Here is a 16,314-nt window from a genome sequence, read left to right as displayed (position 1 = left end):
GCTGGATCTGGCTGTAGCGGTTTTGCGCATCGATGAGCCGTCCGCTCTGGTCGTAGGCAAAACGCTCCTCGCTGTCGCCAGAGCGCCGGGCAGCAAGCCGCCCGCCTCGGTCGTATTCGACCTGCGTCGTTTGCCCCCCCTCGTCGATCGAAGTCAGCCGCCCGCTGGATTGGTCGTACGTATAGCGCGTGCGCTTGCCGTCGAACGCCACCTCTTCGAGCAACCGGCCCACCGGGTCGTAGCGGAAGCTATAGGTCGCTTGATTGGCATCGGTGAGCGCCGTGAGCCGCCCCAGCCGGTCGTAGCGGTATGCGATCGTCTGATCGAGCGCATCCACACGCGCGGCGATCCGCCCCGCGCCGTCGTACTGGTAACGCGTGTTGCGGCCCAACGCATCGGTATGGCCCCGCAGCCGCCCCTCGGCGTCGTATTGGATCTGCTCGATGCCCGCAGGCGATTGAACTTGCGTCAGCTGCCCGTTCTCGCCGTACGTGTACTTCGTCGTATTGCCCGCCGCGTCCGTCGTCTCGGTCAGCCGCCCGTGCGCATCGTATTTCCACTTGGTCGTCTTGCCCGAGCAATCGGTGTAGCGCGTCAGTTGCCCCGCGCCGTCGTAGCCGAGCAGCTTCACGCCGCCCTTGGCGTCCTTCACCTGCGTCACGAGCCCTTGCTCGTTGTAGCCGTATTCGGTCTTGTGCCCCAGCGGATCGAGCTGCGCGACCAGGTTCCCCTTGCCGTCGAACTCCTGACGCCAGACGTTCCCGTGCGGGTCCGTCAGCGCAATCATCTGCTCTTTCTTGTCGTACGCCATCTCCACGACGCTGCCGTCCACCCGATGGTGGCGGATCAAGTTGCCGCGCGCATCGTAGACCATCTGCTCCACGCCGCCGTCGCGGTGCACGTATTGCGTCAAGTTGTCGTGCTTGTCGCGATACATCCACTCTTCGCTGCCGTCCGGGTGAACGATGCGAAACGTGTACCCCTTGATGTCGTAGTAGTGCTGCGTGACGTTGCCCAGCGCATCGGTCACATCCACACGCCGGAAGTTCGGATGCCACGCCAAGCGAACTTCGTCGCTGCCGTCGTCCAGCCATTCGCGCACGCATTTGGATTTCGGATCGGTACCATCCCACTGCAGGTTCGTGCCGCGCCCCGTGCGATCCGTGTAGCGTGTCACCAAGTGCCGCTTGTACTGGTACTGCCACTTGTTGCCGTAACGATCGGTGGCGGCGATGAGGTCGTTCTCGGCGTCGTACGTGTAGCGCGCGAGCTTGGCGGTCAAGTTGCCGTCGGCGTCGTATTGCCCCGCCTCGACGATGCGTGAGCGCTCGTCGTATCGGAACGCCACCTGCGTGGCCGGCAGCATCAGCCGAAAGAGCCGCCCCTTCTCGTCGTAGTCCAGCCCGATCTGATTGCCCTTGCGGTCGCGAATGAGCCGCAGCCGGAAGCGATCGCCCGCTTTCTCGAACAATTCGAGCAACTCCGGGCCGCGATTCAATGCGAGCGTATGCTCGTCCAGCCGCGTCAGCGTCAGATCGGCCGCAAGGTTATCGTAAGACTTGCCCGGCTCGAGCAGCGGGTAATCGACGCTGCGCCCCGCCGCATCGTGGTAGACGAGCTTCGTCTCGTGGATGTCAAAGCGCGTCGTGTACGGCGTGATCCAGCGTGCGCCCAGCGCTCCGTCTTCATCGTTGGCGTCGAAGAACGAGCGATACGTGCGCTGCCAAACGATGGGCATCGGCCCCGCGATGGAGAAGTCCACGTGCTCGATCGTTTCATCGCCCAGGGCAAAGCCGACCGACCAGTTCGAGGCTTGCGCGGGCGAGGCCACCGGGCAATGCAGCTTGCACGGTTCCACGCCCGGGTGCTTGGCCGGCGCCGTACGCTCGATCGTTTCAGCCGCGCCTTCGGTGCGCTGCTCGATCACGCGCGTTTTGCCCGAACTCGGGATGGCGACGACATGGTGCTGCACCTTGACCTTGCGCCACTTCTCGACCCCTTGCTCGCCGATCTGGATCAGCCAGCCGATCTGGCCGATGTCGTTGCCGTTCAAGCTGAGCACGCGCTGCTTCACTTGCGGGATGCGCGTGCGCAAACCGTCGGCGATCACCTTCAGGTCGTGCCCGTAGTTCGGGTCGATGTACTTGGCCGTTTGCGTGGCCGCGTTCAGTGTGGCCTTGCCGTCCATCTTGAGCCAGTCGACCAGCAGCCCCCCGATGCCGTGCAGCGCTTGCTTGGCGTCGTAAGCGGCAAAGCCCGCGCTCACTTCGCTCGCGTGATGCTCGGCGGCGCGCACGTTGCCCGCGATACTGAATTGCTTCTCGCCCGCGACCTGCGCGAATAGATCGGCCAGCGCCGTCATCAGATCGCCCACGAGCTTGGCGCAGTGCTCGAGCATCTCGGCGAGCTTGTCTTTGACGAGCTTCAGGAACGATTCGATCTCGCCCGCGTAGCGCGCGTTCAGGCTTGCCACCAATGTCTCGACGATAGCCGTGCCCAGCACTTGAGCGCCGCCTTCGAGCGCCGCCCTGCCGCTGCCTGCCACGCTCTGGCGGATGAGCTTGAGCATCGGGCGCGCGCCCATGCGCAACTCGGCCATGCCCAGGGGAATCGGCACGATGCCGATCAGGTCCATGCCCAGATTGAGCCAATCGAAGGTGTCGATCGGCTTATCGCCGTGCTCGATCATCGCGCGGATGTCCGCAATGACATCGACTGCCGCGAAGATGTTCGCCAAGACGGGGACGTTTTGCGCAACGCTCTCCAAGCGCTCGACCGTAATGAAGTCGTGGCTGATCTTGCGCAGCCATACGTCCAGCTCGTGGATGGCCGAATCGACATCCTCGCGATGCATCGCAGTCAGCGGCGCTACGTAGACGTCGGTCGGTTTGGGTTGCAAGACGGTCGCGTCGGCCATGGCGTCGTTATGCTTCTTTAAAATTATTAAGGATCACTAACGAACCGGCGATCAGCCGAATTTCGGCATGGAAAGACCGCCGAGGCCACTTTGCAGCAAGTGACTCATCGTGGGCGCCGCGGTGCCGAGCTGGTTGGCCTGCGAGAGGGCGCTTTGCGCGCTCGATGGCAGCACTTTGGCGATGGCTTGTTCGGCGAAGCTCATGCCTTGCTTCATCGCTGCGCCCATCCCCGAAGAAGCGCCTTCGGATGAAATCGCCGAAGAGCCGGCGAATCCGTTGCTCAATCCGCTTGGCATCGAGGGCATCAATTCCCCGAGCGAATCCCCCGCGTCGGCCGTGGCGCCGCTCTGTTCGCCATTTGCTCCGTCCGCTGTCGGCCATTGCGGCATCTTGAACTTGCTCGCCGTTTGATCTTGTGTGCGGGGATCGGCGCCGAATTTGACTTGCACGACGCCGGACGGTAGCCCGCTCACGATCGTCTTGCCGCTTGCGTCGAGCGCGCCCTTGTTCAGCAAGGAGCCGTTCGAATCGAACACTGAAAACGCGCCGCCTTTCACCGCCGCTTCGTTCGCGTACTTATGCACGAGTTCAAGCTGACCGGGTGCATCGGGCCGCGCTGAAGGCAGCGGATAGCCCATGCTCGCAGGGCCGTTGAATAGCCGCTGCGCGCCTTTCACATCGACGGTGCCGGGCCCGTGAATCTCGATGTTGCCGCCTGCAATCTTGATGTAGGCGCCGCCGCTCGTGAGCACGATGCCCTGATCCGCCGCGATCTCGATCGCGTCGGTGGACGAGACGATCTTCACGCCTTTCTGCGCGGTGAGTTCGACGTTGTCCGATTGCGCTTGGACTTCGATCTTTCCCTTCGCCGCGAACAGCTTCATTCCGGCGTTCTGCACGAACAGGCTCAGCTTTTCGCCGACACTCGCAAGCAACGATTTTCCGGCCGCAAGATGCATGCTCTGGCCGGTTGCGAAGTTCACGTGATCCGTCGCCGACACGTGTACCGACTGCTGTGTCGACAGACCGATGCCCGAGGGGCTGCCGAACAGCAGCACCGGTTGCTCGAACCCGTTGGCATTGCCCGCCCCGCCACCCGCCGTGCGGCCACTGCCCGAGACGGCGCCAGGCACGCTTTTACGCGTGGCATCCGTGTAAGCGCGCATGGCCTCGTAACCGTCCTTGAGGCTTTCGGCCTGATGCTGCTCGCTCGCTTGCGATAACGCTTCGACGACACTCTCCGCGTTGATCAACTGACTTTGCGATTCGCCGACGTCGAGCGGCTGGCTGCCCGAGCCTTTCGCATACGTCGAGACGTAAAGTCCTTGCCCGGCACGAATAGCACCGTAAGCATTCGACTTCAGATCGAAGCCGCTGCCAAGGTACGCGCCGCGTGTATTGTTCGTGTGATCGACCAGATAGCCCAAATGCAAATGCGAATCGGCGCTGGTCGAATAAAGATGAATCCGATTTTGCCCGGTGGCGTCGTCCATCACGAGCTGATTGAAGCCGCTGCCCGCATACTCCTTCGACCGATATCCCGACAGCAAGCCGTGCGTGTGCCACGTCGGCGGGGCTGCGCCTCCATGCATGCGGCTCAGAATCACGGGACGGTCGCAATCGCCTTCCATGAATCCGATGATGACTTCGTCGCCCTTTCGCAGCGGGTAGTGGCCGCCGCGATCGCTGCCGGCATCGGGAAACGCGGCGCGCACCCAAACCGATGCGCCTTCATCGCCCTCGTTGCGCCGATTCCAAGGAAACCAGACCTTCACCCGGTTCAACGCATCGGTATAGATCTCTTCGTCGTTCGGCCCCGCGATGATCCCGGTCTGCAACTGCATGACGGGCTTGCGATGTTCGAGCGCGCTGCGAAACGGCGTGCGCCGGCGTTGCGCTTCGATCTCGACTTGAAAAAAGCCTTCGCTTCCATCGGGATGCCTAACCGCGACGCCGCCGATGCTCGCGGCTGCGGCATGATTGACCTCGGCGCGCAAACTCTCGGGGAAATCCGCCACGCCGTCCATGCCGGGCAGGTTGTTGCGGATGATCCACGTGGTGCCGATGATGGCGAACTCGCGATCCTGCGGTGCATCGCGATCGTGGACGGGATGGCCGTTCAACCTGAACCAATAGCCGGGGCTAGCCGAGCGCAAGCTGCCAATGCCGTGATAGCGCTTCGCCTGCGATTGCCACGCCTGCGTGCGCACGGAGGCCTGATGCTCGCCGCGATCGCGCGGCCCCCAGGTGTAGGCGCCCGTGTAGTCGTATACCTCGCCTTGCGCGGGTATGTCTTCATGCGCGTTGATCGCGCTCGTGACTTCCTTCGGCAAGTCGGGACGCTTGTAATCGAACGTGCGCGTCTTGAGCGTCGCGCTTTGGATTGCTTGCTGTTCCTTCCATTGCGTGAGACCGTCGACTTCTTCACGCAAGCCGGTGCGGCGAAACTCGACTGTCTTGGGTTCGAGTTCAGGCAGCAAATACGCGTCGTCCATCAACACGAGCGTGTGCGATTTGCCGTCGGGCGCTTGTTCGAAGCGGCCGAAGACCCCTGCTTCCTCGAGACTGCGATGGACGAAATTCCAGTCGTATTCCCATTGCACGCGATTCGAATACTGCGGCATCGGCTGCCGCAAATCGAAACGATAAGCCCCTTGCGCCTGCGGATGCTGGTCGAAAACATCGGCGATGATCTGTTCGCCCGTTTGCTCTTGCCAATCGCGCATGTCGCGCCGCAGCCGCAGAAAATGCAACCACGAGGAAAATCGCAATTGGTAGTAAGTAAGCGACCCATCCGTTCCCAATCGGCTGAACGCATGCACATAGCCGTGGTAGGGCAGATAGGCGCCGTCGGTTTTCTGCAGCCAAAGCGTGATCGGCTGCCCGATTAACGCGTCGAGCTTGATTTCGCTGCCGCGGATCGAGGCGACATCGACAATGAATTCGTAATCGCGCCCAAGCTGCGCGCTGCCTTTTGCTTGAAGCGGCACCAGCCAATCCGCGCCAAGCGGCGTATCGAGCTTGAGCAGGCGATTGCGCTGGGCTGCGCCGTAATAGAGCGCATCGACAAGCGTATTGGACGTCATTCCGCCATTCCTTTAGAGCAAGGGCTGCGCTATCGACAGCGCTAGGGAGGCGGTGATTTTAATAGACCTACATGACGAAATCGATAGCGATTACGTTCCAAACAAGCGAATGACTCGCGCAATGAGATTTATCGAGCTGTGTCGTGATTGTTTCGCATTGATGCAAGAAAAAAATGCAGATATTCTTGGGAATGACTTCACTGAATCGGAAATATTTCCCGTACAGAACGAACTGTATAATTCGATGGCGGGTGATGGGCGTTCGATTTTGACCTTCGAGGAAGGGTTATGCGCCCATGGCCTTGCGGATCATTTGGCCGGCGGCGCCGAGCACGAACAGCAAAACGATGATCCGAAAGGCGTGCGGCGGCAGTTTGTCGCGCAGCGGGCGCGCGATCAGCATGCCGGCGATGACGGGGATGCTGGCGGCGGCCGAGATGAACAAGTCCGCGCTCGACGCGTGCGCGCCGCTCTTGAAGGCGAGCAGTAGTGTCACGATCGAAACGACGAGAATCATCGCCATTTGCTTCGTGAACGCCTTGCCGCGGGCGCCGGAGGAAATGAGGTAGATGGCGAGCAAGGGCCCGGGGATCGACGCGATGCTTTCCATCAGGGCCGCGCCGAAGCCCAGGGCGAAGCCGACAGGCTTGACCCAGCCTGGCGCGAGTGTGAGGCGAGGCGAGGCCAGCAGAAGGGCTGCGGCCAATGCGAGTAACGCACCGGCCGCAGCCTGTGCGTGATGCGGCTCGAGCGAGATCAGGATCGACACGCCCACGATATTGCCGAGCACCGTTCCCACGAGCGGCGCGAGGATGCGCCGCGCGGTGGCCAGTGTTTCTCCGCCTTCCAATGCTTGGGGAATGTTGCCGAGAATGACGGGCATCGACAGCAGCAGCACCGCCTGCTTGACCGGCATCATCTGACTGAGGATCGGCATAGCCACGAGCGGCACGCCGATGCTGACGATGCCCTTGACCATTCCGCCCACGAGCAGGGCGGCGACGATACCCGCGAGGGCATAAGGGTCCATCGCATGCAAGGTGGAACTCAACATGCCTTGAGCCGTAGGAAACATGATTTAGGGGTGTCTACGGTTCATTGCGGTGGGTTCGTGCCGTTCGACGGTGGCGCACCAGCGGGTGTATTGAACGGCGGAACACCGGATGCCGCCGCCGGCGCCGGCGCCGATGCCGATGCCGATGCCGATGCCGGCGCCGATGCCGATGCGGGCGAGGGCTTGGCCGTGGCCGTGGCCGACGCCGCAGAAGCGGGGGGCGTCGCGGGGACATGCGAAGCAGGAGCGACCGCAGAAGCCGCCGAGGCGCCCTCGGCCGCCGCCGCGCTTGCCGCAGCGGGCGCTGTGGCGCCCGTGCTGCTTTCGTCCTCGTCGCCGTAATTAGGCAGCGCCGGTGGCTTCGACGAATCCGCACCCAGTGCGGCGCGACGTTGCTGCGTATAGGCGTCGCGCACGAACGAATATTTGTCGAGCGCAGCCTGTTCGAGAATATTCGTCGCTCCGAGCATGTCCGACCTTGCACTGACGAACTGCAAGGCGTACAGCGGCCTTTTCGAATCGGTAGGCGCGTAAATCATCGGGCTGAAGCGCGTGTCGACGGCAAGCCCCACGCCGTCGCGGAACGAACTCGGTCCAAAGATCGGCAGCACGAGGTAGGGCCCGGATGGTATGCCCCAGTGACCAAGCGTCAGGCCAAAGTCTTGATGGTGCTTCGGCAAGCGGGCTGGCGTGGCGAAATCGATCAGCCCGCCGATGCCGAACGTCGTGTTCATCGCGAAACGAATCAAATCTTGCGTGGCATCGGTGATCTTCAACTGCAGCAATTCATTGGCGAAGTTATTCAGATCGCCCAAGTTCGAGAAGAAGTTGCTGATCGCCGTGCGCAGCGGGTGCGGCGTGATCTTCTGATAGCCCTTGGCGATCGGCACGGCCACAGTGCGATCGATCGTGTCATTGACCTTGAATATCACACGATTCATGGGCTCCAAAGGGTCGCCCGCGGTGCGCTGATCCGGGCTCGCGCAGCCGCTCAAAAGGGCCGCGGCGAGCGCCGTCGCGGCCAAGGTTCGTAGGTTATCCATCAATTCCTTCTAATCCGTCCTTTTGGGCGCGGGCGGCGCGTGGTTTGCCCATGAGCACGGGCTGGAACACGACCGCGCCGATGAGCGTGCAAGTCAGCGCGAGCGCCAGTAGGCGGCCCATGCTGGCAGTGCCGGGATGGTGCGATAGCCATAAGCTGCCGAAGGCCGTGGCCGTCGTGGCGGCACTGAACAATACCGCATGCGTGAGGCTCGACGCGAGCAGGCTGGTCTGGCCGGCGCGCCATGCCATCACGAAGTAGACCTTGAAGGCGACGCCCACCCCGAGCATCAGCGGCAACGCAATGATGTTCGCGAAGTTCAGCGGCATGTCGAACGCGACGCAGAGCTCGAGCGTGACCAGAGCGGAGACGAGCAGCGGAATCATGGTCCGCAAGACATCTCCGAATCGGCCCAGCGTGACCCATAGCAGCAGCGTGATCGAAAGGACTGCCCAAGCTGCCGCTTGCAAGAACGCCGAGATGATCGTATTGGCCGAATGCAGGATCGAGATCGGTCCGCCGACCGCATTCGGCTCGGCCTGCTTCACCGCGTGGGCGAACTGGCGCAGCATCGTATCGTCGTTCGAGTCGGCGCCAGGCGACACGCGCGGTGAAATTTGCACGAGCGCGCGGCCGTCGGGGGCGACCCAATCGCGCACGAGTGCGGGCGGCAAGGTCTCGCGCGTGATGACCGACGGCTGCAGCAACATCGTGAGTTGCCGCAGGGCGAGCCGCAACGGGGTCGAGAAGGCCGCCTCGGCCCGGTCGCGCATTGCGGCGTCCGCGGCCGCGAGCTTGGCGAGCGAGGCCGATAGCCGCCGCGCTTCGTTCGCGCCGGGGCCGGGGTGGTCGTCGGCCGCATACGTGAGCTGATTCGACGCGCGCTTTAGTGCGGCGACACGCTGCGCGTCGGCCGCCGGGGGCGCGGGCGGTTGCGTCAGTGCAGGCAGCAGGGCTTGCGCAGCCGGCTCGATCAGGGAAATCTTTTGCGGCTGGTCGGGCGGGATGAAGCTCGTGAGCGTAGTGACGCGCCCGACTTCGGGCAGCGCGCCGACGCGGCGAGCCGTCAAATCGGCCGCCGCGAGCGAAGGCGCGAGCACGGCGACATCGTTGATCGAAGCTTCGGGCGAATCTTTCAGCGACAACAGCGTCGCCATCGATTCGGTCGTCGGATCTTTCAAATGCAGCGGGTTGAAATCGAAACGCAGATGCAGCAGCAACGGCGTGGCGCCGAGCACGATGACGAGCGTGCCCAGCAATATCGGCTTGCGGTGGTCTTGCAGGAAATCGTCGACGGGCGCCAAGCGCGCGAAGCCGGGACGCGACGCCTCTCCCGGAGGCGCCATCAGCTTGAGCAGCGCGGGCAGTAACGTCATCGTGCTGAAGTAGGCGACGATCATGCCCACGCCGGCGATCAGGCCAAGTTCCGAGACGCCGCGGTAGGCGGTCGGCAAAAACGAAAAGAAGCTGGTCGCGACGGCTGCCGCCGCCAACGTGAGCGGCAGTCCCATCGAGTGGGCGGCGCCGACGAGCGCATGGTCGAGCCGAGGGTCGCGGTGCCGTTCCTCGCGGTACTTCACGCCGTATTGAATGGCGAAATCGGCGCCCAGCCCGATGAACAACACCATGAACGCGACCGAGATCATGTTCAGCGAGCCGACCATCATGAGGCCGAGCGCTGCTGTGATCGGCAAACCGACGGCCAGCGTAACGAGCACGGCCAGAATCATCCGCTTCGAACGCAATGCAAGCCAAAGAATGGCCAGGACGACGAGGAGCGTGCCGATGCCGTTGACGATCGCACCGTCTTGGACCGAAGCGAATTCTTCGTCGGCAAGCGGTTGTGCGCCGGTCAGGCGCACGACGGCGCCATAGCGCTTCTGCAGATCGAGTTCGCGTGCCACGGTGCGAATCGTCTCCGACGCCTGCGCGCCGGCTTGCAATGCGCCGTAGTTCACGACCGGTTGCACCGTGACGAACGCTCGGGCCGGTTGACGGGCCGCATCGGCGTCGACCAGCGCTCGCCATGAAAAGGCCGCATTTTTACCGGCCAGGACGGCGTCCACCGTATTGGCCGCCCGTGTCAGCAGGTTGGCCATGGCGGGCAATTGCACTTGGCCCGACTGCAACGGCAGCCCGAGCATCGTCGATAACGTCGTGGCAAGGCCCGTGACGCTCGGATCGTGCGCCAGCGTGTTGATGAGCGGGCGCGCTTGCGAGAGCTGCGCCGTCGTTTTCGCTACGCTGTCGGCCGGCAAAAACAGCATGCCGTTGTGCTCGAACAGGGGGCCGCCGCCCGGCTGCGAAACTGCGCCGACCCGGGAGCGGTACGCGGGGCTCGCCAGCCCGGTGGCCAGCGCATCGGCGGCGGCGTCCGCCAATTCGGGTGCGCCCGCCTCGACGACGGCAAGGATGGTCTGATCGCGATCGGGGAACGCCCGGTCCATTGCGCCGCTGAGCGCGGACCATTGCGCATCGGTTTCGATCAGCTTGCTGACGTCGGTGTTGATTTTGAAATGCCGCGTCATGTATACGCTGCTCGCTGCCGCCAAGACGAGCGCGAGCGCGACGATCCAGACCGGGCGGCGCACGGAAAAGGCGACGAGACGAACGATGAGAGGCGTCAGCATGAATCGACCGGCAGCGGAAATCGGGGAGGCAAAACGCCTAAGTATACCGGGGGACGGCTCATGGCCCCCGCACGCAGAGCACGGCGGTGCGGAACCGGCCACGCCCGGCATGCGTCCAACCCCAGGATGGCCGCACTAGGACCGGTATACTGCCCGGATCGCACGATGACCGCGCTCGCATGCCCAGGCTCGAGCGGCGCTATCGATCCCCTTTCATTCGAGTTCGACATTCCATGAAACGTCATCTGTTTGCATTTTTCACCGCGGCGTTCGTCAGCGCCGCCGCCTGGGCGCAATCGGCTCCCGTCGATGTGGTCAAGCAAGCCGTCGTGGGCACCGTGGACGCCATGAAGCAAGATCCTGCCGCGCGCGGCGGCGACATGCCGAAGATCACGCAAATCGTGCGGAGTCACTTCCTGCCCGCGACCAACTTCGAGCGGACCGCACGTATCGCCGTGGGCGATGCGTGGAAGCAAGCCACGCCGGCGCAGCAACAGGAATTGACGAAGCAATTTAAAGTCCTGATGACACGCACTTACGCGGCATCGCTTGCGCAGCTCGGCACCCAAGATGCGCGATTCTCCTTCAAGCAGGAACAAGCGAGCGCCAACGATGCGCTGGTTATGTCCACCGTCACGACGCCCGGCGACAGCCAGCAGGTCGGCTATCGGCTCGGCAAAGCCGGCAACGATTGGAAGATTTACGACATCGACATGTCCGGCGCGTGGCTCATTCAGGTCTACCAGAATCAGTTCAAGCCCCAGTTGGCCAAAGGCGGCGTCGACGGCCTAATCAAGTACCTGACCGAGCACAACGCCCGCAGCGAGTGAGCGAGCTGCGCCGGTCAACGCCGGCGCCGTTCGACGGCGAACTTGATCAGTTCGGCCTGCCCTTCGATCTCGAGCTTGCGTTTCACGTTCAGCCGGTGGGTTTCCACCGTGCGCACCGACAACCCGTAGCGCTCGGCAATCTGCTTGCTCGACAGTCCTTCCGCGAGCGCATCGAGAATTTCGCTTTCGCGCGGCGTCAGGCGCTCCACCGGTGTTTGCAACGTGCTGGCTTGAATCATGCGCGCCGCGATTCCGGCGCTGAAGAACGTTCGGTTCTGCAGTACGGCCGCAATCGCGTGAACGATCTCAGTGGCCGGCGAATCCTTCAACACATAGCCGCTCGCTCCGGCCCGTACAGCTTGCATCACATACTCGATGTTGTCGTGCATCGACAGCATCAGCACGCGCACGGCCGGGAAGCGTTCGTGGAAGACGCCGGCCAACGCGATGCCGCTCATGCCGTTCATGCCCACGTCCATCAACGCGAGATCGGGTGAAAGCGTTTGCGCCAGGGTTAGCGCTTCTTCGGCATTGCCCGCTTCTCCGGCCACGACGAAGCCGGGCAGGCCTTCGAGCCGTAGTCGCAAGCCGTCGCGCACGAGCGGATGGTCGTCGACGAGGATGATGCTGGCCGGTTGCGAGGAGGGGAGTGGGTTCATAGGCGATGAGTGTCTTGCGAAGAATCGGCCGCCCGCGCCGGTGCGGGGTGCGGCAGCGGCGCCGATGCGGCGACGACCGTTCGACCCGGTTGCGATGCGATCGTCAGCGTGCCGGCGAGTGCATCGAGCCGCTCGCGCATGTTGCGCAAGCCGATGCCGCCGCGAGCATCCGCGTGCACACGGTCGATGTCGAAGCCGCGCCCATCGTCCGCAATCGTCAAGTTCACGGCTTGTTCTGCAACGGAGAAGGCCAGCGTGACATGCGCTGCCTGCGCGTGCCGCACGATGTTGGTCAGCGCTTCCTGAGCGACCCTGAACAACGCCGTGTTGATGGCCGCCGGCAGCACGGCGGCGCGCGAGGCGGCGTCCGTTTCGACCCGCATGTCGATCCCCGTCTCCTCGCCGAGTTCGCGCGTCAACTGCTCGAGCGCGGCGGCCAAGCCGAGGTCGTCGAGCATGGAGGGACGCAGCGCATGCGAGATGCGTCGCACTTCGCGCAGGACATGCGATAGCCGCGTAAGGGCGGTGCCGAGCGCCGATTCGGCACTGGGCACGCGCATTTGGGGGTGGCTTGCGTGTTCGAGGCGCGCGAGCGCCGATTCGAGCAAGAGCTTGACCGACACCATCATTTGACTGATGCCGTCGTGCAGTTCGCGGGAAAGTCGCGCGCGCTCATGTTCTTGCGATTCGACCACTTGTTGTGCGAGGCGCTTGAGCTTGGCGTCGGCGCTGCGATATTCGGAGACGTTCAAGAATAGCGCGCAGGCCGTAATGACCCCGAAGCCGGCGAGTGCGATGACGCCGATCCACGTCATGGTGTGCGTGATGTTGGTCGAAGCGCTGGCGTCGATGCGCGTGAGGGCCTCGGTGACGCCGTCGAGATAAATGCCCGTGCCGATCATCCAGCCCCAGCGGGGCAAAGGTACGACGTATCCGAGCTTGGGTTCGAGGCGATGCGTGGACGGACGATGCCAAACATAGCGCACGTAGCCCCCGCCCGCGTTCGCGGCCGAGATGAGCCGCTGTATCGTCAATCTGCCGCGGGGGTCCTTGAGCAGCCACCAGTTGTGGCCGACGAGATCGGGCTCGCGCGGATGCATCAGCGAGTCGCCCTTCATGTCGTAGACGAAGAAATAGCCATCCGGCCCGAAGTCCATGCGCTGCAGCATGGCGAGCGCTTCGCGTTGGTGCGCCTCGTCGTCTTTCGCATCGCCGCCCGCCTCGTAAAGCGGCGTGATGGCCGTTACCGCGAGGTCGACGTAATGCTTGAGTTCGGTCCTTTTGCTCGAGAGATACGCGGCTTCCACGGTCTCGCGCTGCGCTTTGACGAGGGCGGCGGCCTGCAGGCGCACACCGATGCCGATGCCCGCGATGGCGATGACGAACGGAACGATCGCCAGCAAAAAGATCTTCGTCTTGATCTTCATCTCGACAGCGCCGCGTTCTTGGAAACGGGCATTCGTGTGAACAAAACCGCTGATGTTTCGCCGCAAAACAAAGCGGCGCGGCCCATCGGGACCGCGCCGCTCTGGCGAGGCGTACCAAGAACCGACGCTTAGTGTACCGCCGCCGTGCGTGCTTTCTTCGTATTGGCTGCGCGCCCGATTTCTTCGAGCTTGATCTCGACGTGGCGCGAGAACACGTATTCGGCGGGACGCTGCTTGTCGAGCGGAATGTCCTTGGCGAATGCGCCTTCGATCTTCGGGCCGCGCATGCTCACGCCCAGCGCCTTCAGCGGATGCGCCACCGTATCCATGACGGCGGTCGCTTCGAAGCCGCTGTGAACCATGCAATCGGCGCACTTCTCATAATTGCCGGTGCCGTACGCGTCCCAATCGGTTTCTTCCATCAACTCTTTGAAGGTCTTTGCATAACCTTCGCCGACGAGATAGCACGGGCGCTGCCAGCCGAACACCGTACGCGCCGGGTTGCCCCACGGCGTGCAGTGATAGGTTTGGTTGCCCGCGAGGAAATCGAGGAACATCGCCGATTGGCTGAACGACCAGTTCTTGCCGCGATTGCCGCGCTTGAAGATCTCGCGGAACAGTTGCTTGGTTTTATCGCGGTTCAGGAAGTGCTGCTGATCCGGCGCACGCTCGTAGGCATAGCCGGGCGAGACGGTGATGCCGTCCACGCCCATCGGCCCGAGCGTATCGAAGAACGCTGCGACGCGCTCGGGTTTAGCATCGTTGAACAGCGTGCAGTTGATGTTGACGCGAAAGCCGCGGCGCTTCGCTTCGCGAATTGCGGCGACGGCCTTCTCGTACACGCCTTCTTGCGACACCGAGTGATCGTGCATCGCCTGGTCGCCGTCGAGGTGAACCGACCAAACGAAGTATGGGCTCGGCTCGTAATCGTCCATCTTCTTTTCCATCAACAACGCGTTCGTGCAGAGATAGACGAACTTCTTGCGCGCGATGATGCCCTTGACGATGGTGGGCATGTCCTTGTGCAGCAGCGGCTCGCCGCCGGCGATCGAGACCACGGGGGCGCCGCACTCGTCGACTGCGCCGAGGCATTCTTCGATCGACAGCCGTTGATTCAGAATGGGATCGGGATAATCGATCTTGCCGCAGCCATTACAGGCGAGATTGCAGCGAAAAAGCGGCTCGAGCATCAGCGCGAGCGGATAGCGTTTGTTGCCGCTGAAATGTTGGCGCGCGATATAAGCGCCCACGCGGACTTTCTGCAAAAGCGGGATCGACAAGGCAACCTCCTTAAACTTGGCGTGCGTCGGCAGGCTCCGTGAGCTTTGCCGGCAGCTTGAATTCGACTTTCTCTTCCCGGCCCGTCATGGTCGAGACTTCGACAGGGCCCAGCGCGCGCAGCGCATCGATCACGTGTTCGACCATTTCCTCCGGCGCCGAAGCGCCGGCCGTAATGCCAACCGCTCGCGCGTTGGCGAACCATTCGCTTTTGATCTCGGAGCCGTCGGCGACGAGATAGCTCGGCACGCCCGTTTCGGCGCCGATCTCGCGCAGCCGGTTCGAGTTCGAACTGTTCGTCGCACCCACGACGAGCAAGACGTCGACTTGCTCGCTCAATTCCCGCACCGCGGCTTGCCGGTTCTGCGTGGCATAGCAAATATCGCGCGTATCGGGACCGACGATATTGCTGAAGCGCTGCATCAGCGCTTCGATGATGCCGCGGGTATCGTCGACCGACAGCGTGGTCTGCGTCACATAGGCGAGCGGCGTGTCCTGGGGCAGGTCGAGCTTGGCGACTTCGGCTTCGCTCTGCACGAGCAGCACCTTGCCCGGAATCTGGCCGATCGTGCCTTCCACTTCAGGATGCCCCGCATGCCCGATCAGGATCAGCGTGCGGCCAGCAGCCACGTATTGGCGGCCTTGCACGTGTACCTTGGTGACGAGCGGACACGTGGCGTCGAGCACATCGAGCCCGCGCGCCTGCGCATCGTCCTCGACGCTTTGGGCCACGCCGTGTGCGCTGAAAATAGCGACCGCCCCGTGCGGCACTTCGTCCAATTCTTCGACGAAACGCGCGCCTTTACTGCGCAAATTCTCTACGACGTGCCGGTTATGCACGATTTCATGCCGCACGTACACGGGCGCGCCGTGCCGTTGCAATGCGCGATCGACGATTTCGATGGCGCGAACGACGCCCGCACAAAAGCCGCGGGGTTGAGCAAGGATGACTCGCATGTATGGCGAACTCCGACCGAATCGGGATATCGGGCCGCCGGCACTTAGCGGCATGATTGCCCAGATTCAAACCTATTATTAGAGAGCGGGCGTGATAGCCGGCAAACCAACCCAAACGCGCATTCTAACGCTATCGGACCTCGAACGCTTCCAGCAAGGCAGGCGGGCGTTGCAAGAATGCCAGCAGGCCGCTCGGCGCGGTCTGCGCCAATGGCGCCGGCAAGCCGGTAAACTAGCCGAGCGGGCCGCACCTAGCCGGCCGCACGCCTTTCCGTGCGCCTTGTTTGCGCAAATCCTTTCATTTTTATTTCGATGACCCCGTAGGATGCCCTCCGCTCACTATTCATATCGCTTCACGCCGTGCTCCGTCGAGCGCCCGCATCCGGTCGCGGGCGCGGCCGTTCGCGGTGATCGGCCCGCCGGCCTCGTTGCC

10 protein-coding genes are annotated in these 16,314 nt (G+C 63.0%); 1 reads left to right on the top strand and 9 read right to left on the bottom strand.

Annotated elements, in window-relative coordinates; all coding sequences use genetic code 11:
* From MMB74_RS25765 to MMB74_RS25745, 5 genes are all read right to left on the bottom strand, one after another.
* Nucleotides 1-2,917 (bottom strand): DUF6531 domain-containing protein (locus MMB74_RS25765; protein ID WP_277431495.1); only part of this gene is annotated, 2,917 nt, incomplete at its 3' end.
* A 51-nt stretch (nucleotides 2,918-2,968) separates the two neighbouring features.
* A complete protein-coding gene (locus MMB74_RS25760; protein ID WP_277431494.1) occupies nucleotides 2,969-6,004 on the bottom strand; it encodes a type VI secretion system Vgr family protein in 3,036 nt (1,011 codons plus the stop codon).
* Between the two features lie 286 nt (nucleotides 6,005-6,290).
* Nucleotides 6,291-7,058 carry a sulfite exporter TauE/SafE family protein gene (locus MMB74_RS25755; RefSeq protein WP_277431493.1) on the bottom strand — a complete coding sequence of 256 codons (768 nt, stop codon included), beginning with the start codon at nucleotides 7,056-7,058 and terminating at the stop codon, nucleotides 6,291-6,293.
* A 41-nt stretch (nucleotides 7,059-7,099) separates the two neighbouring features.
* Nucleotides 7,100-8,101, bottom strand: coding sequence for a VacJ family lipoprotein (locus MMB74_RS25750; RefSeq protein WP_277431492.1), 1,002 nt, complete (start codon nucleotides 8,099-8,101; stop codon nucleotides 7,100-7,102).
* Entirely contained in the window at nucleotides 8,094-10,730 is a 2,637-nt protein-coding gene (locus tag MMB74_RS25745) for an MMPL family transporter (protein WP_277431491.1), read from the bottom strand. Before MMB74_RS25745 ends, MMB74_RS25750 begins: the two co-directional genes overlap by 8 nt.
* Before the next feature lie 233 nt (nucleotides 10,731-10,963).
* Between MMB74_RS25745 and MMB74_RS25740 the strand changes: the two genes are divergently transcribed.
* Entirely contained in the window at nucleotides 10,964-11,560 is a 597-nt protein-coding gene (locus tag MMB74_RS25740) for an ABC transporter substrate-binding protein (protein ID WP_277431490.1), read from the top strand.
* A gap of 14 nt (nucleotides 11,561-11,574) precedes the next feature.
* On the opposite strand, the gene MMB74_RS25735 is transcribed toward MMB74_RS25740, so the two are convergent.
* From MMB74_RS25735 to ispH, 4 genes are all read right to left on the bottom strand, one after another.
* Nucleotides 11,575-12,219 carry a response regulator transcription factor gene (locus tag MMB74_RS25735; RefSeq protein ID WP_277431489.1) on the bottom strand — a complete coding sequence of 215 codons (645 nt, stop codon included), beginning with the start codon at nucleotides 12,217-12,219 and terminating at the stop codon, nucleotides 11,575-11,577.
* The gene (locus MMB74_RS25730; RefSeq protein ID WP_277431488.1) at nucleotides 12,216-13,646 is read right to left on the bottom strand and encodes a cache domain-containing protein; all 1,431 of its coding nucleotides are present in this window, start codon (nucleotides 13,644-13,646) and stop codon (nucleotides 12,216-12,218) included. The genes MMB74_RS25735 and MMB74_RS25730 overlap by 4 nt, the downstream gene beginning before the upstream one ends.
* 128 nt (nucleotides 13,647-13,774) lie before the next feature.
* Nucleotides 13,775-14,926 carry an adenosyl-hopene transferase HpnH gene (hpnH, locus tag MMB74_RS25725; RefSeq protein ID WP_277431487.1) on the bottom strand — a complete coding sequence of 384 codons (1,152 nt, stop codon included), beginning with the start codon at nucleotides 14,924-14,926 and terminating at the stop codon, nucleotides 13,775-13,777.
* A gap of 10 nt (nucleotides 14,927-14,936) precedes the next feature.
* Nucleotides 14,937-15,881: a 4-hydroxy-3-methylbut-2-enyl diphosphate reductase gene (gene ispH, locus MMB74_RS25720; RefSeq protein ID WP_277431486.1), complete on the bottom strand. Its 945-nt coding sequence runs from the start codon at nucleotides 15,879-15,881 to the stop codon at nucleotides 14,937-14,939.
* Nucleotides 15,882-16,314 lie beyond the last annotated feature (433 nt).

The sequence above is a fragment of the Trinickia sp. Y13 genome (assembly GCF_029522115.1).
GTDB lineage: Bacteria > Pseudomonadota > Gammaproteobacteria > Burkholderiales > Burkholderiaceae > Trinickia.
Note: the sequence above shows the minus strand (reverse complement) of the source record. Positions and strands in the feature narration are given on the sequence as shown.